Below are 23924 nucleotides of genomic sequence, written 5' to 3' on the forward strand. Positions count from 1 at the left end.
CGAGCCCTGGCCGCCACGTTCCGGCTCACCCTGTCTACGATCGTCCCCGGCGCTTCGATCCGATCAAGTGCCCAACCAGGCGGAACGGGTAACGGGGAGGAACTGGCATGGCAGGAAAGGCCGTTGACGAGGACAAGGCCGGGAACGCGGAGGGGAAGGAATCGCGCGGGCAGGACGTGGTGTGCCGGCCCGTCGGCTGGGTGGTCGGCGGGCGGACCGAGGTTGCCGATGACCACTGGGACCGCGAGACGGCCGTGATCCGGCTCGACGCCGAGCAGTTCGGGCCGGAGGCCCTGTACGGTCTCGCGGACTTCTCTCATCTCGAAGTGGTCTTCCACTTCGACCGGGTGGCCCCCGAGAAGATCGAGTCCGGCGCCCGGCGCCCGCGCGGCAACCCGGACTGGCCGCTGGTCGGGATCTTCGCCCAGCGCGGCAAGAACCGCCCCAACCGCCTCGGCGTCTCGCGCTGCCGCGTCCTCGCGGTCGAGGGTCTGGACGTGCGGGTCGCGGGGCTCGACGCGGTGGACGGCACGCCGGTGCTCGACCTCAAGCCGCACATGGCCGAGTTCGGCCCGCGCGGCGAGACCACACAGCCTCAGTGGTCGGTGGAGCTGATGCGGGAGTACTACGAGTGACTTGGGTGGACGTCGGAAAGTGACGCGGGTGCGCGTCCGGGTAGCGCGGGCGAGCGGTTCGCCCGCAACCCCACCCGCGTCGCAGCCTGGGGCAGCGCGAGCGACCGGCGCGCACCCGCCTCAACCCTCAACTCCCCCGCACCGCACCCCGGTTGCGCCCTCGCCGCCGAGCCTGCCTAAACCCGCTCGAGCGGCCGGTGCGGTCCCACTGGCAGTTCGGCCGTGATCGAGTCACCCGGGCGGATCTCGCCACCCGTGCGGACCACGCTCATGATTCCGGCCTTGCGGACTATGGTGCCGTCGGCGTCGCGGCCGACGAGCTGCTTCAGGAGGCCGTTCTGGAAGCCGTCGATCTGGAGGCAGGGGTTGCGCAGGCCGGTGACCTCGACGACCGCCTCGGCGCCGATGTGCAGCAGGGTGCCGGTGGGCAGGCCGAGGAGGTCGATGCCCTCCGTCGTCACGTTCTCGCCGAGCTGCCCTGGGGCGACCTCGAACCCCTGCCCGGCAACCTCGGCGAACAGCTCGCCATGGATCAGGTGGACCTGGCGCAGGTTCGGCTGCGTCGGGTCCTGGGCGACGCGGGAGCGGTGCTTGACGGTCACGCCCGCGTGGACGTCTCCCTCCACCCCGAGCCCGGGCAGCAGCGTGATGCTGTCCCGGTTCGGCTTGGTGAACGAGTACTCACCGTTGCTGCTGACCGCCGTGACCGTGCCCTTGGTACCGCTCATCGCGCCGAGCTCCCCTCTGCCGTAACAATGATCGGCCCGAGCCTATCCCGGCAGGTCAGGGGCCTCCAAGGGCTGCCTAGCGGCCGAGCTCCTTGCGGGATATGTTCCGCAGCCTGCGGCGCTGGCTCGGGTCCAGCATCAGGTAGGCCGCCACGGGGACGCCGATCAGCACCAGCAGGGCGAGCCAGAAACCGATCAGGGGGATCAGGATGAGCCCCGCCACGACTCCACCGGCGGCGATCATCGCGCGCTTCGACATGTCCGTCGCCTTCCTTTGCGCGGCCTGTGGCCGCTCTTCCTGTCCAGAGAACGCACGGCGGCGCCCGCTGGTTCCAGCTCTGCTTCCACTATGCGTCACTTCCGGAGCGGCGCGCCGACCTCGTGCATGTGCTCCAGTGCCTGCCGGTAGGAGTCGGTCAGCGAGGTCTCGGCGTAGGGGACACCGAGGGCGGCGCAGTGGGCGCGGACCATCGGCTGGGCGAGCCTGAGGTGCGGGCGCGGCATGTTCGGGAAGAGGTGGTGCTCTATCTGATAGTTGAGGCCGCCCAGGAACCAGTCGGTGAGCAAGCCGCCGCGTACGTTGCGCGAGGTCAGGACCTGGCGGCGCAGATGGCCCCAGCCCGAGTCCCCGGGGTCGTTCGGGTCGGGCATCTCCATGCCTTTGTGGTTGGGGGCGAAGGTCATGCCGAGGTGCAGGCCGAACAGCGCGTGGTGCACCAGGGCGAAGACCAGCGCCTTGCCCGGCGACATGACGCTCAGGAGCAGCATCGCGTAGCCGGCGAGGTGGGCGATCAGGAGGGGCGCCTCGACGGCCCGCTCGCGGGGCGGCTGCCGCTTGAGGTCCTGGAATCCGTACACCTTCAGGGCGATGCCCTCCAGGAGCAGCATCGGGAAGAAGAGGCGGGCCTGATTGCGGGTGAGCCAGCGGGCGAAGCCTTCGCGCTGCTCGGCCTGACGCTGGGTCCACACGAGGGCGCCGACCCCGACGTCGGGGTCCTTGTCGATGTGGTTGGGGTTGGCGTGGTGGCGGTTGTGCTTGTCGTTCCACCAGGCGTAGCTCATGCCGAGCAGGAGGTCGCTGTGGAACAGGCCGATGAGCCGGCCGGCGCCCTTGCCCCGGGTGATCTGGGCGTGCCCGGCGTCGTGGCCGAAGAAGGCGCCGCGGGCCCAGAACACCGAGAGCGGCACGGCGAGCAGCAGATTCCACCAGGTGTCGCCGGTCAGCACCATTCCCGTCACCGTCGCGGCCAGGGCAAGGAGGTTGACGGTGATGCGGGTCGCGTACCAGCCGGTGCGCCGGTCGAGCAGGCCCTGCCCCTTCACCGCCTTGAGCAGGGGCGCGAACTCGCTGCCCGCCCGCGGCTCGGCAGGGGCGCCGAGGCCCGTGGTGGGCTGCGGCATGGTCGCCTGTGACATGACGTCTCCGGTGGTCGGTCGTCCCCCGCAGTCCCCTGCGCTGACCTGACCGAACGTACGGATCGGCACCCCTTGACGACCATGGAGCCACCACCCCACTACTGGCGGGGGGTTACCCCGCGCCCCTGGGTGGTGCTGGCAACACCCACCCGGACCCCATGTGACGCGAGCCACCCCGCAAGACCTCCGCCCGGTCGTTCTTTCCTGTACCCTCGGCCGCTCCGACAACGTAGTCAAATTTGAGGAATGCGTTATCGCTGTGCAGAGGCTCCCCGCTCCCACACCGCCCCAGCTCGCCGAACTCGCCCGCTGTTCCGTGACCTTCCTGCCCGCCGACCCTTCCCGGACGAGCCTGATCGCCTTCTGGTCCCCCGAGGCCGAAGAGCCCCCAGCCGCGCCCGGCACCGTCGAGAACCTCACCGTCGTCGGCACGGACGCCACGCTCCACGACGTACGCGCCCTCCTGCTGCCCGTCCGCGACGCGCTGCCCGTACTCACCCGGGCACGCGCCTCGGCCCAGGCGTCGCGCCCCGCCGCTTTCTGGGGCACGGCCGCGCTGCTCGCCCTTCAACTCGCCGCGCGGGGGCTGCTGTTGCCCGGTCTCACCGCGAGCGACCACGACGCGTGGCGGGTCGGTCCGCTCGGCGCCGACGAGCTGGACAAGGTGCGCGAGCTGGCCGCCTCGATGCCTCCCGAGGCACATGCCGTACCGCTCGACGCACCCGGACCCGTACTGCTTCCGGAGCCCGAACGGCTGCTGCGCGCCTTCCTCGACGCGGTCGCCGACGGCCTTCCGCGTACCCCCGCAGCCATGCGGGCCACCGGCTCGCCGGCCTTCGCAGCCGCGGCGCCGCAGAGGCTGCCCGAGCAGCGGGCGTGGGCCGCCGATGTGGCCGCCGGACACGACGCGGGCGTACGGATCTCGCTGCGGGTGGAGCTTCCCGGGCTCGCCTCGGCCGATCCGGAGAGCGCAGGGCCGGCGTTCCGGGCCGTGCTCCAGATGCACAGCGTCAGCGACCCCGCGCTGGTCGCGGACGCCGCCGAGGTGTGGGCAGGATCCGGTACGGCCGGCGCGTTCGGGCCCCGAGCCCGCATGGACGCGCTGCTCGCCCTGCGCCGGGCGGCCCGCGCCTGGGCCCCGCTGGCCCCGCTGCTCGCGGCCGCCGTGCCGGACGCGGTCGAGCTCCCTGACGAGGAGGCGGCCGAGCTGCTCGGCGCGGCCGCGCGCACGCTGGCCGCGATCGGCGTCCAGGTGCACTGGCCGAAGGAGCTGTCCCGCACGCTGACCGCGCGTGCGGTGATCGGCCCGCAGGACTCGCCGGCCCCGCAGGGGCAGGGAGCCGAGCGGATCCATTCCGGTGCGCCCTCAGCACTCTCCGCCGACGCGCTGCTCGCGTTCGACTGGCGGTTCGCGCTGGGCGGAGCCGAGCTGTCCCGGCAGGAGCTTGACGCGCTCGCGGAGGCGAACCGTCCCGTGGTGCGGCTGCGTGACCAGTGGGTACTCGTCGATCCTGAGGAGGTGCGGCGCGCCCGCTCCACCCAGGACCGCAAGGTGACCCCGGTCGACGCGCTCGCCGCCGTCCTGACCGGCTCGACCGAGATCGAGGGACGCCGCGTCGACGTCGAGGCGACCGGCTGGCTGGCCCGCCTGCGCGACCGGCTCGCCGACCCCGAGGGGGACCGCGAACAGCCCGTCGCCCAACCGCCAGCGCTCACCGCCCAGTTGCGCGACTACCAGCTGCGCGGCCTCAACTGGCTGGCCGACATGACGTCGTTGGGGCTCGGCGGCTGTCTCGCCGACGACATGGGCCTCGGCAAGACGATCACGCTCATCGCCCTGCATCTGCACCGCCAGAGCGACCCGGCGACGGCGGGCCCGACCCTCGTCGTCTGCCCCACCTCCCTCATGGGCAACTGGCAGCGGGAGATCGAGAAGTTCGCGCCGGGCACGCCCGTGCGCCGCTTCCACGCGTCCTCCCGCTCGCTCGACGCGCTGGCGGACGGCGAGTTCGTGCTCACCACGTACGGCACGATGCGTCTGGACGCCGCCAAGCTGGCGCGTGCGCAGTGGGGCATGGTGGTCACCGACGAGGCCCAGCACGTCAAGAACCCGTACTCCGCGACGGCCAAACAGCTGCGCACCATCGGGGCGCGGGCCCGGGTGGCGCTCAGCGGCACGCCCGTCGAGAACAACCTCTCCGAGCTGTGGGCGATCCTCGACTGGACCACGCCCGGACTGCTCGGCCGGCTCGCCGCCTTCCGTACCAAGTACGCGTCCGCCGCCGAGAGCGGCTCCGACCCGGCGGCCGCCGAACGGCTCTCCCGGCTCGTGCGGCCCTTCCTGCTGCGCCGCCGCAAGTCCGACCCGGGGATCGCTCCCGAGCTGCCGCCCAAGACCGAGACCGACCGGGCCGTCTCGCTCACCAAGGAGCAGACCGGCCTGTACGAGGCGGTGGTGCGCGAGACGCTCGCCGAGATCTCGGGCGCGGACGGCCTGGAGCGGCGCGGCCTGGTGATGAAGCTCCTCACCGCACTGAAGCAGATCTGCAACCACCCCGCCCAGTACCTCAAGGAGGACGGCCCAAAGATCACCGGCCGCTCGGGGAAGCTGGAGCTGCTCGACGAGCTCCTGGACACCATCCTCGCCGAGGACGGTTCGGTCCTCGTCTTCACCCAGTACGTACAGATGGCCCGGCTCATCGAGGAGCATTTGGCGGCGCGCGGCGTGCCCACGCAGTTCCTGCACGGCGGGACGCCCGTGGAGCGCCGCGAGGACATGGTGCGGCGCTTCCAGGACGGTCAGGTCCCGGTGTTTCTGCTGTCGTTGAAGGCGGCCGGGACCGGCCTGAACCTCACCCGGGCCGGCCATGTCATCCACTACGACCGCTGGTGGAACCCGGCCGTCGAGGCGCAGGCCACCGACCGGGCGTACCGCATCGGCCAGACCCAGCCGGTCCAGGTGCACCGGCTGATCGCGGAGGGCACCGTCGAGGACAGGATCGCCGAAATGCTGGACCGCAAGCGGGAGTTGGCGGATGCGGTGCTCGGTTCGGGCGAGTCCGCGCTGACCGAACTCTCCGATGCCGAGCTGACGGATCTGGTGGCACTACGAGGGAGCGGACGATGAGCGACACGTACGAGAACGAGCGCACTTTCGAGCCTCTGCCGCCCGCGCACGGACGCGGCTTCGCGGCCAGTTGGTGGGGTCTCGCCTGGCTGAAGGCCCTGGAGGACACCGCGCTCGACGGCCAGCAGCTCAAGCAGGGGCGCCGGCTCGCCAGGGAAGGCGCGGTCGGCGCGGTGACGGTACGGCCGGGCCGCATCACCGCGGTGGTGCGCGACCGGGACGGCTCGCACCACCGCAGCGACGTGCTGCTCCAGGAGCTGGACGAGGACGACTGGGACCGCTTCCTGACGATGGCGGCGGAGCGCGCGGGGCACATCGCGGCGCTGCTCGACCGCGAGATGCCGCCCCACCTCGTGGAGGACGCCACGAGTGCGGGAGTCGAACTCCTCCCCGTAGTAGGCGACTTGGAGCCCAGGTGTACCTGCGAAGCGTGGGATCACTGCCCGCACACGGCGGCCCTCAGCTATCAGGTGGCGCGGCTCCTGGATCAGGATCCGTTCGTCCTGCTACTGATGCGCGGCCGCGCGGAACGGCCTCTGCTCGACGCCTTGCAGGAGCGCAGTGCGGCCCCGGTCGCGGACGAACCAGCGATACCGCAGGGCATCCCGGCCGAGGAGGCGTTCGCCGCCCGGGACATCGTGCCGCCGCTGCCCGCCCTGCCCCAGCTTCCGCCGGAACCGGGCGAGCCCCCGCACCTGGACACCGAGACGGCGCCGGAACCGGGTGTCGACCCGGCGGCACTGGAGTTCCTGGCGGCGGACGCGGCGGCACGGGCGCACCGCATGCTGGCGGAGGCTCTGGCACCCGGCCATGAACTCCATCCATTCGAGCCCGAGTTGACGGAGGATCAGGACACGGTACGCTTGGCCGCCGCCTGTCACGAAACCCCGATCCCGGCACGGCTCGCCGCCGCCTCGGGGCGTCGCCCGGCAGATCTGGCGGCAGCCGTACGCGCCTGGCAGCTCGGCGGAGCCGCATCGCTCCAAGCCCTTGAGGAGGAGTGGACTCCGGATGCGGAGGCGCTGGCCCGGGCCGTCGCGGGGCTCGACCGCGCCTGGCCCGAGGGCGAACGCCCGGCGCTTCGGCCGGCCGGCGGCAACCGCTGGACCGTGACCGGCCGGGCCGCCCAACTGCGGCTCGGCCACGACGGCCGGTGGTGGCCCTACCGCAAGGAGCGCGGCCGCTGGACCCCGGCGGGCCCGGCCGACCGGGACCCGGCGGCAGCACTGGAGACGATGCCGACGGAGGTGGGCGCGGGCGGGTGAGCCGGTTGCGGGGGGGGCGCGATCGCCGCGTCACAGCGCATGCCGGCCCAGGGATCCACCGGCACACGACGCCCCCCACGTCCACGCCCAACCCGACGCCCAGGCCCCCCGCGGTTCACCGTGCGGAGGGCGGGAATTCGCGCCCGCCTCCGAGGCTGTGGCGCGCTCACCCCAGAGCCCGTCCGGCCGACACCAACCCCTCCACCCCGGAGGGAATCCCGCTGGGCCATTCCGTGGGGAATCCACTGGGCAGCGCGGTCGGGAACCCGCTCGGCAACTCCGTCGACAGGGACGGGAGTTCGGACGGAAGCGTAGTGGGCAGCGCGGTCGGGAACCCGCTCGGCAGGGTCAGCGAAGGAGTCGGCGTCGGGCTCGCGGGGCTGCTCCCGGCAGGGCCACGCGGCTTCTCGCTGCCGCCGCCCCGCGTGACCGCGAAGGCGATCGCGGCGATCGCCACGAAGGCCACCACGACCGCCACGGCGAGGAAAGGGCCTCTGCGCCGTCCCCCGCCCGGCGGCTGAGGCGGCGGTCCCGGCGGCCCGAAACCCCCTCCTGGCGGCGGTCCGAATCCTTGCCCGTACGGCGGACCGGGCGGCTTGGGCGGTACGGGCGGTGTGGCCATACCCCCCAGAGTCGGCGGAAAGGGGGCGCTCCCGCGACCCTTCTGCGGAAGTTGCGTCAACCTGGCCCAACGGCCGCAACAGGGGAGGACGTCCCGCCCGCCCCGCCCGCCCTCTTCCACCCCGCGCGCCCCGGCCCGTACGGTAACTGTCGCTAGCCTCTTGCCTGTTGACCGACAGAGGGAGCGGACGGTGCCGGCGAAATCCAGTACGGGGACGGGGCTGGCGAGGAACGCCGTCGGTCTGCGTGAGGTCCTCTTCCAGAGCGTCACCGCGATGGCGCCCGCGGCGGCCGTCGCCGCGTCCATTCCGGCGGGCGCCGCGTTCGCGGGCGGCAGTCTGCCCCTGGCGGTCCTGGTGGCGCTCGTGGCGTGCCTGTTCACGGCGTCGTGCGTGGCGGAGCTCGCCCAGTACCTGCCCGCCGCCGGTTCGGTCGCCACCTACAGCGCGCAGGGTCTGCATCCGGCGGTGGGGTTCCTGGTCGGCTGGGGCTATGTGTTCGTCGAGGTCCTGGTGCCGCCCCTGCCGCTGCTCCAGCTCGGCTTCACCACGGCGGGCACCCTGCACCAGCAATGGGCGTCGTATCCGGCGGATCTGTGGTGGCCGTGGTCGCTGGCCGGGGCGGTCGTGATAGCGGTCACGGGCTTCTTCGGAGTGCGGGCCTCGGCCCGGTTCGGCACGGCGCTCGGCATCTTCGAGGTGGCGGTGTTCGTGGCCTTCGCCGTGATGCTCATCGTGGCGGCCGGTTCGCACAACACCCTTTCCGTATTCGGCACTTCGCACACCGCGCAGGGCTACAGCGGAATCGGCGGAGTGTTCGCCGGTTCCGTCTATACGGTGCTGGCCTTCGCCGGGTTCGAGTCGGCCGCCCCGCTCGCCGAAGAGGCCAGGGACCCGCAGCGCACGATGCGCCGGGCGGTGTTCGGGGCGGCTCTCTCCATCGGGGTGGTGTACGTCGTGACCACGTACGCGATGACGGTCTACTTCGGCCCCGACCGGTTCGCCGGGTTCGGCGCGTCCGGCGACGCCTCGTGGGAGGGCGTGGCGCGAGCCTCGTTCGGCCTGTTCTGGGTCGTCCTCTTCCTGGCCGTGGTCAACTCGACGATCGCGAACGCCAACGCGTCCTCCAACGTGTCGACGCGTACGGCCTTCGCACTCGGCCGGATCGGGTTCTTCCCCCGCGCGTTCACCCGCCTCCACCCCCGCCACCGCTCCCCCGTCACCGGCGTCGCCGTGCAGTTCGCCGTGGCGGTCGCCGCGATGCTGGGCCTCGGCCTCCGGTACGACCCGGTGACGGCGTTCGCCCTGCTCGCCACGGTCATCGTCACCGTGATCATCGGCGTGTACATCGTGGCCGACCTGGCCTGCGCCGGATACTTTCTGCGGCGGCGCCGAGAACTGTTCAGCCCCGTAAGGCATGTGCTGTTCCCGGTACTCGGCATCGCCGCGTTCGTCCCGGCCCTGCTCACCGCGGCGGGCATCCCGGCCTTCGGCTTCGTCGCCGAGCTCGCGCCGCCGGTGTCGTACGCCGGGCCCGTCGTCGGGGTGTGGATGGCGATCGGGGTCGTCGTGCTCGTGGTGGTGGCGCGCCGGCACCCCGAGCGCCTTGCACAGACCGGCCGCGTTCACCTCATCGATCCCGATGAGGACCACGAGGAGACAGGAGCGGTACGAGGATGAGCGACGATCTGCGGATCCTGACCGTGCGGCCCAAGGAGAACGAGTACGCCTGGACGTTCGGAGGTGCGGCCCCGGTAGCGCGGATCACCCCCGGGACGGCCCTCGACCTGTACACCGAGGACTGCTTCGCCGGGCGGGTGCGCTCCGAGCGCGATCTGGTGTCCCGCGTCTGTGCGTTCCCGTTCCTCAATCCGCAGACCGGGCCGTTCTACGTCGAGGGCGCCGAACCGGGTGACACCCTCGCCGTGCACTTCGTGTCGATCCGGCCCGCGCGCGACTGGGCGGCGTCCACGACCGTGCCGCTGTTCGGCGCGCTCACATCCACCCATGCGACGGCCACGCTCCAGCCGCCGCTGCCCGAGGTGGTGTGGATGTGGGAGCTCGACCGGGCGCGCGGGACGTGTCTGTTCCGGGCGCGCGAGAGCGACATCGAGATCGAGCTGCCGATGGATCCGATGCACGGCACGGTCGGCGTGGCCCCGGCCAACCTGGAGGTGCGTTCCGCACTGGTCCCGGACGCGCACGGCGGGAACATGGACACCCCGGAGATGCGGGCGGGTGTGACCTGCTATCTCGGGGTCAATGTGGAGGGGGCGCTGTTCAGCCTCGGCGACGGCCACGCCCGCCAGGGCGAGGGCGAGACCTGTGGGGTCGCCGTCGAGTGCGCCATGAACACGGTGGTGGTGGTCGAGCTCCTCAAGGGCGTCGACACACCCTGGCCGCGCATCGAGTCCGACACCCACATCATGTCGACGGGCTCGGCGCGGCCCCTCGAAGACGCCTTCCGCATCTCCCAGGTGGACCTGGTGCGCTGGCTGGAGCGCGACTACGGCCTTTCCGCGCTGGACGCGTACCAGCTGGTGAGCCAGGCGGGTGAGGCTCCGCTTGCCAACGTCTGCGACACCAACTACACCTGTGTCGCCAAGATCCGCAAGGAGTGGCTGCCCCGGCAGGGCGAGCCGCACCGGGACCTGCACCGCCACCTGCGGGAGCAGGCGGCCCGCCTCCCTTCCTTTCCCGCCTAGTCGAGGAGTACGTCCATGAACCGAAGAAGACTCCTCCAGGGCGCGGCCGCCTCGGCCACCGCCGGCTTCCTCTTCCCGGCGACGGAGGCGGCCGCCGCCGGCACCACCGACTATCCGGGCGGCGCGCACTGGATGCCGGCGTCGGCCTCCAACTACAGCGCGTCCACCAGACCTTCGGCGTACCCGATCGACCGCGTCATCATCCATGTCACCCAGGAGACGTGGTCGAACACCGTCAACATCTTCCAGAACCCGGCAAAGAAGGTCTCGGCGCACTATGTGATGCGCTCCGCCGACGGATACATCGCGCAGATGGTCCGGGAGCACGACATCGCCTGGCACGCCGGGAACTGGGACTACAACACCCGCAGCATCGGCATCGAGCACGAGGGCTGGATCGACCAACCGGCCTACTTCACGAACGCGCTGTACGAGAAGTCGGCGGCGCTCACCGCATCCATCTGCAACCGGTACGGCATTCCGAAGGACCGCGAGCACATCCTCGGCCACTACCAGATCCCCGGCACCGACCACACCGACCCCGGGCCGGAGTGGGACTGGGTGCGTTACATCAGACTGGTCAACTTCGCCTGAGTGATGGCCGATTCCCCGGGGCTCCTTGCCGGGCCGCGCCTTCGGGACCACGATGGTGGCGGCCCTACGGCGTACGGGGAGGCCGAGTTGACGGTCAGGCGGGACGAGTCCTGGGTGGCTCTGGAGGCAGGGGCCGACCCGGCCGAGCGAAGTCGTCAACTCAGGTGCGCGCACGAGGAGTTCACGACGGACGGGCGAGTGGTACGCCCGGTGCGCCCTTTGGTGGCGGCGTCCTGGCAGCGGTCCGCGCGGGCCCGGGTCAGTCCGGACGGCGCGGCCTGCGTGGAGCTCGGCGAGGAGGAGCTCACCGGATACCGCGACGGCCATCCGCTCGCCCGTGTCATGCCGGTGATCCGGGAGCTGACCGGGGCCTACGCCGGTGACGGCGAGCATCTGGTGGCCGTGTGCGACGCACAGGGACGGCTGCTGTGGGTCGAGGGCGACGCGCGAACGCGCGGCGCGGCCGCAGGGATGAACTTCGTACCCGGCGCCCGCTGGGCCGAGTCGGCCGTGGGCACCAACGCGCCGGGCACCGCCCTGGCGGAGGACCGCCCGGTCCAGGTGTTCTCGGCCGAGCACTTCCGCCGCCCGGTCCAGCGGTGGACCTGCGCGGCCGCCCCCGTGCACGATCCGCGTACGGGACGACTGCTCGGCGCCGTCGACCTGACCGGCGGCGACGGCCTCGCCCACCCGCACAGCCTTGGCTTCGTCCAGGCCGTAGCGCGAGCGGCGGAGTCCGAACTGGCCCTGCTGGCCCGGCCGTTGCCGCGTGAGGCGATCTCCCTCAGCGCTCTCGGCAGGGACGAGGCGCTGCTCGTCGCGGACGGCCGCAAGCTGCGCCTGAGCCACCGTCACAGCGAGATCCTGGTACTGCTCGCCCGCCACCCCGAGGGCCTGAGCGGCGACGAACTGCTGGTGTCCCTGTACGAGAACGAGACGGTCAGTCCCGTGACGCTAAGGGCCGAACTGTCCCGACTGCGGAAGCTGTTGGGTCCCGACCTCCTCGCCTCCCGCCCCTACCGGCTGACCGCGCCCGTGGACGCGGACTTCGACACGGTGGCCCGACGGCTCGGCTCGGGCGCGGTGGCCGCGGCGATGACGGTGTACGCCGGCCCGCTCCTCCCCGCCTCGCAGGCCCCCGCGGTGGCTCGCCTCCGCAGACGCCTGGCCGACCAGCTGCGCTCGGCACTGATAGCCCGCGCCGACCCGGGGTTGCTCGCCGACTGGGCGTACAGCCCGTGGGCCGAGGACGACCTGCCGGTGTGGCAGGCCCTGGCGACGACACTTCCGCGAGTGCAACAGGCAGCAGCGCAGTCGAAGTTGAGGGAATTGAAGGGGGAACTGGACATCGCAACGGGGTTGCAACGTCCGGGTGCCTAGTCTGCGCGGCGTGCGCCGTCCAAGGGCGGGCGGCGCGGCAGAGGGAGGCCACGGAGATGACCCGTTACGCAGCGCCCGGCACCGAGGGCGCGCTCGTCTCGTTCCAGTCCCGCTACGACAACTGGATCGGCGGCGAATACGTGCCGCCCCGGCTCGGCCAGTACTTCGAGAACCCGAGCCCCGTCAACGGCCGCCCCTTCACGGAGATCGCACGCGGCACGGCAGAGGACGTCGAGCTGGCGCTGGACGCGGCGCATGCGGCCGCGCCCGCCTGGGGACGCACCTCGCCGGAGGCCCGCGCGAACGTCCTGCTCAAGATCGCGGACCGGATGGAGGCACACCTGGAGGACCTGGCCGTCGCCGAGAGCTGGGAGAACGGCAAGCCCGTCCGCGAGACGCTCGCCGCCGACATCCCGCTGGCCATCGACCACTTCCGCTACTTCGCGGGTGCGTTGCGCGCCCAGGAGGGTTCGCTCAGCGAGCTCGACGACGACACGGTGGCGTACCACTTCCACGAGCCGCTCGGAGTGGTAGGCCAGATCATCCCGTGGAACTTCCCGATCCTGATGGCGGTGTGGAAACTGGCCCCGGCGCTGGCGGCGGGAAACGCGGTGGTCCTGAAGCCCGCCGAACAGACTCCGGCCTCGATCCACTACTGGATGAGCCTGGTCGCGGATCTCCTCCCGCCGGGCGTGGTGAACATCGTCAACGGCTTCGGCGTGGAGGCGGGCAAGCCGCTGGCGTCGAGCCCGCGCGTGGCGAAGATCGCGTTCACGGGCGAGACCACGACGGGGCGGCTGATCATGCAGTACGCCTCGGAGAACATCAAGCCCGTCACTCTCGAACTGGGCGGCAAGTCCCCCAACATCTTCTTCGACGACGTGTGGGCCCAGGACGACGACTTCCGCGACAAGGCCCTCGAAGGCTTCACGATGTTCGCCCTCAACCAGGGCGAGGTCTGCACCTGCCCCTCCCGCGCCCTGATCCAGCGCGGCCACTACAGCGAGTTCCTGGAGGCGGCGATAGCCCGCACGGAACAGATCGTCCCGGGCCACCCCCTGGACACCGACACGATGATCGGCGCCCAGGCCTCCAACGACCAGCTGCAGAAGATCCTCTCGTACCTGGACATAGGCCAGCAGGAGGGTGCGAAGATCCTGACTGGTGGTCAGCAGATCAGCTACGAGGGTGAGTTGGCGGGAGGCTACTACGTCCAACCGACCATCTTCGAGGGCGACAACCGCATGCGGATCTTCCAGGAGGAGATCTTCGGCCCCGTGGTGGCGGTGACCTCGTTCACCGACTTCGACGACGCGATCCGCACGGCGAACGACACCCTGTACGGCCTGGGCGCGGGCGTATGGACCCGCGACACCAACACGGCGTACCGCGCCGGCCGAGCGATCCAGGCCGGCCGAGTCTGGACCAACTGCTACCACGCCTACCCGGCACACGCCGCCTTCGGCGGCTACAAGCAGTCGGGGATCGGCCGGGAGACCCACAAGATGATGCTGGAGCACTACCAGCAGACGAAGAATATTCTTTGTAACTACTCGCCCAAGAAGCTTGGGTTCTTCTGAGGCGTGAAGTCCATTGCCGGGAGCTGGCGTTAAGTCTCTCGGAGAAGCCATCGAAGTTACTCCAGGTAATCAGATCAAAACCCTGGGCGTTCTCCGTTTGCTTTGCGGAGGCCTGTCCGGACCAGTCGCGGTCCACCGGCATGTCCTTACAGGGATGGGCAAGACAAGATCCTGGGCTGCAGCCCACCGCTCTCCAAAGTCAAGGCCTCGGTTCGGCGGAGGTTCTGTGCGGAGGCCTCTGGTCCGAGGCGGACGCCCTAAGCGGCTGTGGACACTGTCATGACAAGGGATCAGCAGCCGACCATCACGGCGAGCTCAGGAGTCAAGGCTCCCAGGGGCTCTGTTCACGGGAGCGTTCTCGTGAACAGAGCCATCCTGGCTACCGAGCTGGCCAGCCACCGCTGTCGCCGCTTTCATCTGCTTGCCAGCAAAGCGCCAGGAACCTACCTGCGTCGCCCTTTCCGCCGAGCGCGGGTAGTAGGCGAAGGCTGTTGGCGGCCTGCCGTAGCGGCTGGTTCCGTCCTGGTCGAATCGGGCTGTATGCGCACGGAGACGAGGGCAGCCGCAAGCAGGCCGTTGCCGCTCGCCTCGGCAAACCGGCGGTGTACTTCTGCAGGGTTTGTCATGAGTTGCCGATGCGCGGCCGGGTCGCTGAGGGTTAGACCGTAGCCGTACAGCACGAGCACGCTGCCACGATCGCGTGCTGCCTGCCGCCACCGGCCTGATGCTATGGCATCGGCGCGGGCAATCACGGTGCCGTCGTCGTGCTCGAGAGTCAGCCTTCGGCCCGCGATGGTGAGCGTGAGGTGCCGCGGTGAGGGGATGGTCGGCTGTGGCCCAACCAGACGACGCAGACCATTGCCGCAGGCCCGGTGGATCTGCAGCTCGACTGTCTCACCGTTCTCGAGCAAGGTGGCGCCGAGCATCTGATCAGGCTCTAGGATAGCCAAAGCTCTCGACGCCGGCATCAGCTTCTTGATTTCAGGCAGCAGAATGTCAAGGCTGGAGCGGCCAGCGAGAAACCCGTAGACCGGGTCCGTGGACAGCGACAACACCGAATGGCAGCTGGCCTCCTCGTACACGGCACGCAGGTCCCCATTCGCCTGCAGCATCGGCGAAAACTCGGCAAGCACGGATTCGCCAGCCTCTTGCTGGAGGCGGTGTGCGGTCTCACCCGCAACGGCTGATAGCCGCGGAATCAATCCCCGGTAGATCCTTTCCCACACACTCCCGGGATCGTGCGGATCGGTGAACGTTTTATCCCTGAGGCGGGCAAGCAGCACAAGAGGATCCGCGTCGTCGGCGCCCTCGTGTATGGCGCGCCAGCCTTCGTGGACCGCCTGCAACAAGATGAACCGTGCTTCGTCAGTACCTGTCTCGTACGCCGGATTGTCGGCGATGCAGGTCTCTTGCAGCAGGCGCCCGAGCAACTGCACCGCACGCTGCTCCCCGGTCAGCACCCATTTCCAGGCGGACTGACAGCCGACGTTGTGCACCAAGTGATGAACGGCAAACCCGTGGAGGGTGTGGGGGCCGGCATAGGGCACGAAGTCGGTGAAGGCGGCATCGGCCTCGGCCCATTTGTCCTGCAGAGCCAACGCCTCAACCAACAGACGCCTCAGGTCGGCAGTGCTCGAAGACCAAGGGTCAGCACATCCGACCAGGGCCTTGGTAACGGCGTGTTCGGCACGCTCGGCCTCTCCCTGCCCAATCAAGTCCTGGATAGTCAGGAGGTCCTGCACCGTCTGCTCCCTCTCGGCTGAGGGCAGACTGTCGGCAAGGTCGCGATACCCCTTCAGCAGATCCTCCAGCCTAGGGTCGGATTCTCTACTTAGTTGCATCTGCAAGATCAAGGATGCCTTACCTGGCAGGTCGGAGACGTTGTCGTGCAGGTGGCCATCAAGCCTGCGCAGATAGCCCAGCACAGGGCCCAGATAGTCGGCAATGCAGGCGGCGGCGCCGTCCTGCTTGCGGATATGAACGAGATGGGCGAGCGACGTACGCGCCTGGGCGGCCATTCCCTCGTCCGGGTCGCCCGCCTGCACCAGCCATTCCAGCTCTTGCTCGAGCAGCCGCTGCGCGGACTCGTACTGGCCATGGGCGTGATGGAAAGCGGCGAGGTTGCCCATGAGCAGAGCCGTGAATGTGTCTGCTGTCCCTGCCGAGCGGATGTGCCCCACGAGCGCAGTGGCGTGCTGGGCCAGCTCCCAGGTCCGCTCGGCCTGGCCGGTAAGGAGGGCCCCACGCAGCCAGCGGTCCGTGTGAAAGGCAAGAGCCGACAAAGCGGCCGTGCCCTCTTCCTCGTCCATCTCCAGGTACCGGCCGATGATCTGCTGCAGTACCGAGTTCATCGACACAGTGTCATCACTGCCGGGGAACGACTCGCCCCGGCCCGGTAACGGCTCGTCCCAGCGCACAAGGGAGACGTTGAGCAACTCGCGCATGACCTCCCGTACCGGTACATGCACCTCATCGAAGACCAGCCACCTCGGAGAAGGCGGCATGTTCTCGGGATCGTAGAATGCGCATGCCGCAGCCAGATGCACTGGCACCCGACGCGGTGCGAGCCAGCACAGCGCCGCTACCGTCACCAGGGTTGGCTGCAGCAGACCGCGGCCTTGCGCACTGATCGCTAGGCGATCCACTGTCAGCGCGACCGCAGCGGCCAGAGTCCGCGGGTACCCGGCAGGCACCGACTGCTCATCATCGGCCGCCCGGTGAACCAAGGTCTCCGAGTAGGCCGCAATCCGGTCCAGGCCCACACCGCAGCTGACCAGATAGCCACACGCCACCTCGATGGCCAACGGCCAGTACTCCAATACGTCCGCCAGCCGGGACAGCGCCGATGCGTGCTCGGCGGCCTCCTGTGCACCAACCGACAGCCGCAACTGCAGGAGCTCCAGTGCTTCCTCGCGACTCATCGGATCTAGATCAATGCGCCCGCCCACCCTCGGCCAATGACCACCCAGCGCCGTCACGATGACCCGGCCACGTCCCTGACGGGGAATCCAGGCGCCGACAACAGACTGGCTCGCGTCGTCAAGAACCATGAGCCAACGCCCAGGCAGCGACTGCAGCTCCGCGTGAACCTGCTCACGTAACAGCCTGGGGTCGCGCACCTCCGTCTGCTCCGCCCTACCCGTTAGGTGTGCCAGCACCCTGACGAACGACGCCACCAAGGACTCTTCGGTCTCAGCATCAACCCAGAACACAGCGTCATAGAGGAAGGCCTCAGCCGCGATGTACGCGGCAGCAAGACTGGATTTCCCCAAGCCCGACAAACCCGTGATGACACACGTCAGCACACCCTGCGCTGAATCCTGTCCACCCAGCAGTACCTCGCCCACCTTCTCGACGAGGTGGGACCGGTCCACCTCCGGAACCGGAGGCACCTGCCCAAACACGATGCCCAGATCCTGCCGGCCCAAAGCCGAACGCAGTTCCTCATCACTGACCAGCACCGACCCGCGAAAATCGCTCACATCCCACTGAGCCAGACCGGGATCAGCTGCCCGACGCATCACCTCTGCAACCAAACAGCCCAGTACAAGCCCACCGGCCCCACCGGACAGGCCCCGCCCAGCGCGCTCCCGCTCCAAACGCAACGCACCCTGGAGGTCTTCACGCAACTGCTCATCACTGCGGCCATCGAACTCAATGCCCGCACGCCCCAAGCGGTCCCAGTGCTCCTCGGACAACGCCTGACAGAGGCCCCAGGCGGCAGGAGCCCGTACCAGGAGCTCCTCAAGCCCCACCTTGAGACCTGAAACGTCCCCCCCGTGGCGCTTCAGCAGCTCACCCAGACGCAGACAGCCTTCGTCCGGCACAGCGGACGTGATCAAACGGTATTGGTCGGCTTCGAAGCCGGTGACCAGGTGAACCAGCACCGACACCGCCTCGCGCGCCCTTACGGTCCGTCCCGCACCAGCACTCTTAACCTGCACCGCAAGCAGCGAGCGACCAGAGGCGTCGACCAAATCAAAATCGACCGAATCCACATGGTGGACCGACACCGCATTCCCCGGCCCCTCGACACGACAAGCAGTCACCTCACTCTGCTGCATGCCGACCAACAAAGCTTCCACCGTGCGCAGGTACTGATACTGGAACCCACGAGCAGCAACGCGACCACCGTCGATCGCCATACAACCCCCCGGTGTCGAGACCTATTTGTGGGATTCAGCGTAGGGGCGAGGTGTGACAGCCATGGACAGTCCGGCCATATGTGCGATGGCTTCCAGCCTGGAGAAGCTCAACTCCACACAGGGCGCCATCTACTGTGACAGCTCCCACCAGCCCGGAGGCATGGAACGTACCGCATCACCCACGAGACCAGCGCGCTCTCGATCATTTCCAGACCCTCACAGCCTCCATCCTCTTCGCCCCACGAGTTCCTGGGGCCGAGATCCGGACCATTTCCGGACTAGCCCCGCACGAAAGCCTCATAGTGCACCGTTTCCCCAGGTCAGCACGGGTGTACTTGCTGTACCACCAGCAGACGAAGAACTTGCTGGTGTCGTACTCACCGAAGAAGCTGGGCTTCTTCTAGGGGCACAAAAAGGCGCCTGACCTGGTCTTTTGCCGGTCAGGCGCCTTCCGCTCGGCCCACTCAGAGCGAAGCCCGAAACATGCTGTAACTCCCAGTTCCTCCCGCAGCCAGTGTGCTGACGGGCAGGGAGTTCGCTTCAACCAGTCGAGGGTGCTGCGCCGCTCCTCGGTCGGCTCCTGTGCCCATGCGTTCTTGTTGACTGCCCACGAGTACAACGCGCGCCGCAGAACCCGCGGCTCCGGGTATGTTGCGTCCGGGGCGCACCAGGGCAGGCGTGATGGTGGCGAAGGCGTCGGCCGGGGTGCGGCGGGTGTTGCCCGGCGTACGGTCCCATCTTTGGTCGCGGTACTCGTGGGCAAGGTCGTACCGAGGCTTACGCCGGTCGAGGCGCTCGCGTATGCCCCAGAAGCGGACGTTGTAACTCATCGCCAAGTGTCAGAGCCTCTCTCGCACATGTCGTGCGGGTGCTGTGCTCGCCGGCATGGCTGACCGTGCTCGACATTTCGACTGCGACCATGCATCGCTGGTCGCGCAGTTCCCCGCGCCCCTGAACCTGCCAAATCCGGGCGCGGGGAACGGGATTTCCAAGAAGGGGTGCGGCACCGCGCGGGACTTCGCAGGGGCGCGGCACCGCGTGGCGTCTCCGCTAGAAGTTCTTCGCTCCCGCCTTGATCGCCTCGCGGATGCGGTGGTAGGTGCCGCAGCGGCAGATGTTGCGGATTTCGTCGAAGTCCGCCTCGCCGATCTCGTGACCGGCGGCGCGGGCCTGGCGGACCTTGGCCACGGCAGCCATGATCTGGCCGGGCTGGCAGTAGCCGCACTGGGCCACGTCGTACTCCAGCCAGGCCTCCTGCATCGGGTGCAGGTCCTTGCCGACTGTGGCGGGCAGGCCCTCGATGGTGGTGACCTCGTCCGTCGGGTGGATGTCCTTGACCGGCACGGAACAGGGGTTGAACGCCTTGCCGTTGATGTGGCTGGTGCAGGCCTGGCAGACGCCGAGGCCGCAGCCGTACTTCGGTCCGGTCACGCCCAGGACGTCGCGCAGCACCCAGAGCAGCCGTACGTCGTCCTCGACGTCCACCGAGACCGGCTTTCCGTTGAGGATGAAGGTATGCAGAGGCACGGATGCTCCTAGTAGGCGCGGCCGAGGCCGTCGGTGGGGGATGCGGGGATCGGGGGGACGGTCGGCAGCGGTTCGAAGCCGAGCGGGCCGTCGTGGTTGATGGGGAAGGTGGTCGGCATGGTGCCGGTGGCCCGGCCGTAGGCGCAGGCGACCGCCGCCATCGCGCCCGCGACGGCCAACTCGCCCGCGCCGCCCGGCTTTTCGCCGGTCGCCGGCATCACGATGATGTCCAGCTCGGGCGGGGTGTTCCACTGACGGGTGTAGAAGTAGTTGTCCCAGCTGCCTTCGAGGAAGTGGCCGTCCTGGAGGTGGAGGCCGGAGCTGAGGGTGACGGCGATGCCGTCCATGATCCCGCCCATCATCTGGGCCTCCAGACCGCGCGGGTTGACGGCCAGGCCCACGTCGACCGCGCACACGACCCGGGTGACCCGCGGGCCGGTGTACGCGTCGGGGATCTGCCTGCCCGTCGTCTGAGGGCGGCAGTCGATCTCGGCGAGGACCGCGACGAACCCGTGGTACTCGGGGTGCACGGCGATCCCCTGCGCGGTGCCCGCCGGCATCTGGCGGCCCCACTCGCCGACTTGCGCGACCTTGTCGAGCACGGCCTGCGCCCGGTCCTCCTTGAGGAACTGGCGGCGGAACCGGTACGCGTCCTTGCCCATCTTCGCCGCTAGCTGGTCGACGACGAGCTCCTGGGCGCACCGCACATTGGGCGAGTAGATGTTGCGCATGCTGCCGGTGTTGAAGCCCTTGTCCACCTCGCTGAGCAGCTGGGTGGTCGCGCCGAAGTGGTACGGGCTCTGCTGGGTGAGCTCGAAGATCGTCTCGGAGAAGGCGAGATCGCCCACCGGCAGTTTCGCCGCCATCGAGGTGATGATCTCGCCGAGCCCGTGCCCGAAGTCGGTGGCCACGGAGGTGTGCCGCTGCTCGTACGAGAGCACTTCGCCCAGCGCGTACGTGGCCCGGACCCGGGAGATGGACATCGGGTGGGTGCGGCCCTGGCGGAAGTCGTCCGTGCGGTGCCACATCAGCTTGACCGGCTTGCCCATCGCCTGCGATACCTGGGCCGCCTCGATCGCCGCGTCGAAGAAGAGCTTGCGGCCGAACGAGCCGCCGCCCTCGGTGACATGGACCTTCACTGCGGAGAGCGGCAGACCGAGCTTGAGCGCGATCCGCTCCTGGGCGACGATCGGGGTCTTCAGGGACCCCCAGATCTCGGCGCGGTCGCTCCTGACGTCCGCGATCGCGCAGTTGGGCTCCAGGGCGCTGTTGCTGGCGAAGTGGAAGGTGAAGCGCGCGTCCACCGACTTGACCAGAGGGTCCAACGCCGGTATCACCAGCGGGAGTTCGGCGCTGCGCAGCTCCTTGAGGACGGTGGCGTCGGACGCGCCGTCCGCGGTGCCGGGGCCCCAGGAGACGCGCAGTGCCCGCACGGCGTCGATGCACTGGCCGAAGGTCCGCCCGCGCACGGCGACGCCGGTGGGGACGGTGACGACATGGGTGATGCCGGGCATCGCGAGGACGTCGGCCCGGTTGTCGACCGACCGTACCGTTCCGTTGATCGTCGGCGGGCGGCACACCATCGTCGGCAGCGCGTCCTCGACCTGCACGTCCATCGCGAACTGTTTGCGGCCAGTGACGGCGGCGAGCGCGTCGATCCGGCCGCGCGGGGTGCCGATGACACCGAACTGCGCGGGCTTCTTGAGCGCGACCGCCACCTGGAGCGTGGTCCGGCTCGCGGCCTTCGCCGCCAGCTCGCCGTAGGTCGCGGCTTTCCCACGCGGTGAAGTGACCACGCCCGCACGCGTGGTGAGCGTCGAGGCGGCCTCGCCGAACTGCACGGCTGCGGCCTCCAGGAGCCTGGCCCGGGCGGTCGCCGCGGCCACCCGGATCGGGGTGAAGGTGGAGATCGTGGTGTTCGACGCGCCGGTCATCTGGTTGAACAGGAGTTCCGGCCGTGCGTCCGCCAGCGAGACCTTCACCTTGTCCAGCGGCAGGTCCAGTTCCTCCGCGATCAGCATCGCGGAGGAGGTGGTGATGCCCTGGCCCACCTCCGCGCGCGGCAGGACGAAGGAGGCGGTGCCGTCCGCCTCGACCTGGATCGTGATCAGGTTTGCGGTCGGCAGCGCGGCGTCCGTGAGCATGTCGTTGAGGTCGTAGATCTCGGACGGTCCGGGGAGCGACGGAACCGCCGCCTGTGCCCGTGCGGGGGCGAGGGCGGACTCACCGATCTGCGCGGCCACCGTCAGCGTCGAGGCCGCGAGCACATATCCCAGAAACCGCCGCCGCCCCATTTCATGGACGGTGACCTCGTCCGCACGCTCCGGTCGACCCGACGCTGCCATCAACTGTCCTTTCGTCCAACTGCGCTTCCGCGCCGGGTCAGCGTCACATATTTCTCACCAGTAACACCAGACAGGAAACAGGACGTCAGTAGAACGTGGATGAGCCGGACACGGCTCAGCCGGACATGGCCGGTCCGGATCCCCGGCGGCGACCACGGACGGGTCGCCGCCCCGGGGTCGGTCCCTACGTTGTGCCGCCCCGAGGTGCCACTCGGTGGGGGTGAGGGCCGCAGATCCGCTCCGGCGCGGCTGGCCTTCTTGGCACGCAGGTCGATTGTGAAGCCGCTCGCGGAGACCACCAGGACCGGCGCCCGCGACCAGCGGCGCAGCGCGTTCATCCCCTCCAGTCCGTCGAGATCCGGCAGCTCGTCAACGTGTCGTCCTGGCTGCTCCACAATGGCGTGCCACCCGCCAGGCCGGGGCAGCCGTCACCGGAACTCGGCCAGCCTCGGTCGCAGGCCGAACACGACGAGCCCGCCCGCGAGCAGCAGGGCCGTCCCTGAGATGGGTGCCTGGACACTGAGGGCATCCCGGCCGCCGGCGACAGCCTGCTCGTGCTGGGCGGAGTTGATGGCGGTCACCTGATCCAGGGCTTTCATCCACTGTCCGAAGTGGGCGTTGGAGGTGTCGGAGGCCCAGCCGATGCAGAACACCGTGGCCTCTTGCAGCTTGCCGTCGGCGATCAGCTGGCGGAAGGCGCGGTCGTCCTTCTCGTAGACCACGTACGCGTCCACCGTCTTCTCGGCGGCCTCGCGCTCGCCGGGGAAGGTGATGTTGTCGACCTCGCGCCGGTACTCGCCGGTGAACTGTTCGTCGGTGTGGTCGCGTTGGTAGGCCGCCCAGGTGGCGGCCAGCTTCTCGTCGTATGTCGCGAGCGTCGCGTCCTTCAGTCCGTACAGCTGCTGGGACTTGTCGAGGAAGGAACTCTCGTACGCCGTCCTGCGCGTCGCGTCGAGGAGGTATCGGCTCTCGTCGGCGTTGGCGTCGTAGCCGATCGCCTTGGACCGCGACAGGGCGACCACCGAGTCGAAGGAGTCGTGGCGGGCGATCTTCAGCTGGTCGGCGGAGCCGGTGAGCAGCTGCCCGCCGCACAGTAGAGCCACCAGCACGCACGAACTGGCCGCCAGCAGCCACGGGTTGAGGGTCCGGCCGAAGCGGCGGGCGAGGTGCACCTGGAGAGCGACCAGCACGGCGAGCAGCAGCACCCCGAGGACCGCTTCGGCGGTCAGCTGCGCGGTCAGGTCGGAGCGCGCCGCGTCGTACTCGCGCTCGTAGACAGCATCGTTGGCGTCGACCAGTTGCCGGGCCTGTGGCAGGAGTCTCCCGGCGAGGAGGTCGGTGGCGCGGCGGTAGTCGGCGCGGGCCGGGTCCTTGCCGCCGGGGTGCTCGTCGTTCTCCAGGGCCCGCCCGACCAGTTCCTGGTACCGCGCGAAGTCGTCGGTGAGCGCGACGACGGTGCTCTCGGTTCCTCTGTCGCCTTCGGCGGCGGCGCCCAGGGTGCGCAGCGAGCCGCTGATGGCCTCCTGGGCCTCTTGGTAGAGGCGCGTGGCGTTGGTGTACGACTCGTCGAGACGGCCCTTGCCGGTACCCGAATCCCCGCTGGAGAGCAGGATGTTGGCGGTCTGGGCGTCCATGTCGTTGAGCGCCAGGTTCAGCTGGGTGGCCGCGATGGTGCGGGGCGCGTCACGGTGCTGGATGGCGTCCCAGGTGCCGGAGAGCCCGGTGGCGGTGACGGTCAGCAGGGCGATCAGTCCGGCCCCGAGCAGCAGGCACACGGTGCGGGCCAGCCGCAGTCGCCCGGGGGTGGTGTCCCAGTAGCGCTCGACGACGTACCGGAGAAGCGGGACGAGCCGGGCG

Annotated in this window: 16 protein-coding genes; 9 read left to right on the forward strand and 7 right to left on the reverse strand. The window is 69.5% G+C overall.

The window, feature by feature from the left end; translation table 11 throughout:
• Positions 1 to 107: 107 nt before the first annotated feature.
• Positions 108 to 635 carry an SAM-dependent methyltransferase gene (locus IE206_RS02115; RefSeq protein ID WP_189960011.1) on the forward strand — a complete coding sequence of 176 codons (528 nt, stop codon included), beginning with the start codon at positions 108 to 110 and terminating at the stop codon, positions 633 to 635.
• Positions 636 to 811: 176 nt separating this feature from the next.
• Here IE206_RS02115 and IE206_RS02120 read toward each other — a convergent pair whose 3' ends face one another.
• The 3 genes from IE206_RS02120 to IE206_RS02130 all read right to left on the reverse strand — a co-directional run bounded on the left by IE206_RS02120 (position 812) and on the right by IE206_RS02130 (position 2764).
• On the reverse strand, positions 812 to 1363 hold the full coding sequence (locus IE206_RS02120; RefSeq protein ID WP_189960012.1) for an MOSC domain-containing protein: 552 nt from the start codon (positions 1361 to 1363) through the stop codon (positions 812 to 814).
• Positions 1364 to 1439: 76 nt separating this feature from the next.
• Positions 1440 to 1622, reverse strand: coding sequence for a tail-anchor membrane protein (locus IE206_RS02125; protein ID WP_114034603.1), 183 nt, complete (start codon positions 1620 to 1622; stop codon positions 1440 to 1442).
• 95 nt (positions 1623 to 1717) lie between these two features.
• Positions 1718 to 2764: a fatty acid desaturase family protein gene (locus tag IE206_RS02130; protein ID WP_189960743.1), complete on the reverse strand. Its 1047-nt coding sequence runs from the start codon at positions 2762 to 2764 to the stop codon at positions 1718 to 1720.
• Between the two features lie 274 nt (positions 2765 to 3038).
• Here IE206_RS02130 and IE206_RS02135 point away from each other — a divergent pair, with 274 nt between their 5' ends.
• The 8 genes from IE206_RS02135 (at position 3039) to adh (ending at position 14050) form a co-directional block, all read left to right on the forward strand.
• Positions 3039 to 5906, forward strand: a complete 2868-nt coding sequence (locus IE206_RS02135) for an SCO1167/SCO6262 family helicase (protein WP_189960014.1) — start codon at positions 3039 to 3041, stop codon at positions 5904 to 5906.
• A complete protein-coding gene (locus IE206_RS02140; protein ID WP_189960016.1) occupies positions 5903 to 7171 on the forward strand; it encodes an SWF or SNF family helicase in 1269 nt (422 codons plus the stop codon). The genes IE206_RS02135 and IE206_RS02140 overlap by 4 nt, the downstream gene beginning before the upstream one ends.
• Positions 7172 to 7404: 233 nt before the next feature.
• Positions 7405 to 7692 carry a hypothetical protein gene (locus IE206_RS02145; RefSeq protein ID WP_189960018.1) on the forward strand — a complete coding sequence of 96 codons (288 nt, stop codon included), beginning with the start codon at positions 7405 to 7407 and terminating at the stop codon, positions 7690 to 7692.
• Positions 7693 to 7983: 291 nt separating this feature from the next.
• Positions 7984 to 9471 carry an APC family permease gene (locus IE206_RS02150; protein ID WP_189960019.1) on the forward strand — a complete coding sequence of 496 codons (1488 nt, stop codon included), beginning with the start codon at positions 7984 to 7986 and terminating at the stop codon, positions 9469 to 9471.
• Entirely contained in the window at positions 9468 to 10496 is a 1029-nt protein-coding gene (locus tag IE206_RS02155) for an acetamidase/formamidase family protein (protein ID WP_189960021.1), read from the forward strand. The genes IE206_RS02150 and IE206_RS02155 overlap by 4 nt, the downstream gene beginning before the upstream one ends.
• A gap of 15 nt (positions 10497 to 10511) precedes the next feature.
• The gene (locus tag IE206_RS02160) at positions 10512 to 11090 is read left to right on the forward strand and encodes an N-acetylmuramoyl-L-alanine amidase (protein ID WP_189960023.1); all 579 of its coding nucleotides are present in this window, start codon (positions 10512 to 10514) and stop codon (positions 11088 to 11090) included.
• Between the two features lie 114 nt (positions 11091 to 11204).
• The gene (locus IE206_RS02165) at positions 11205 to 12470 is read left to right on the forward strand and encodes a GAF domain-containing protein (RefSeq protein WP_226598822.1); all 1266 of its coding nucleotides are present in this window, start codon (positions 11205 to 11207) and stop codon (positions 12468 to 12470) included.
• A 56-nt stretch (positions 12471 to 12526) separates the two neighbouring features.
• Entirely contained in the window at positions 12527 to 14050 is a 1524-nt protein-coding gene (gene adh, locus IE206_RS02170) for an aldehyde dehydrogenase (RefSeq protein WP_189960033.1), read from the forward strand.
• Between the two features lie 443 nt (positions 14051 to 14493).
• On the opposite strand, the gene IE206_RS02175 is transcribed toward adh, so the two are convergent.
• The 4 genes from IE206_RS02175 to IE206_RS02190 all read right to left on the reverse strand — a co-directional run bounded on the left by IE206_RS02175 (position 14494) and on the right by IE206_RS02190 (position 23842).
• Complete coding sequence (locus IE206_RS02175) at positions 14494 to 18195, reverse strand: NB-ARC domain-containing protein (RefSeq protein WP_189960035.1); 3702 nt, start codon at positions 18193 to 18195, stop codon at positions 14494 to 14496.
• Between the two features lie 1050 nt (positions 18196 to 19245).
• Positions 19246 to 19722, reverse strand: a complete 477-nt coding sequence (locus tag IE206_RS02180; RefSeq protein WP_189960037.1) for a (2Fe-2S)-binding protein — start codon at positions 19720 to 19722, stop codon at positions 19246 to 19248.
• A gap of 8 nt (positions 19723 to 19730) precedes the next feature.
• Complete coding sequence (locus tag IE206_RS02185; RefSeq protein WP_189960039.1) at positions 19731 to 22067, reverse strand: molybdopterin cofactor-binding domain-containing protein; 2337 nt, start codon at positions 22065 to 22067, stop codon at positions 19731 to 19733.
• A 428-nt stretch (positions 22068 to 22495) separates the two neighbouring features.
• Positions 22496 to 23842: a GlnX family signal transduction membrane protein gene (locus IE206_RS02190; protein ID WP_189960041.1), complete on the reverse strand. Its 1347-nt coding sequence runs from the start codon at positions 23840 to 23842 to the stop codon at positions 22496 to 22498.
• Between the last annotated feature and the right edge of the window lie 82 nt (positions 23843 to 23924).

It is taken from the genome of Streptomyces violascens (assembly GCF_014649955.1).
Lineage (GTDB): Bacteria > Actinomycetota > Actinomycetes > Streptomycetales > Streptomycetaceae > Streptomyces > Streptomyces violascens.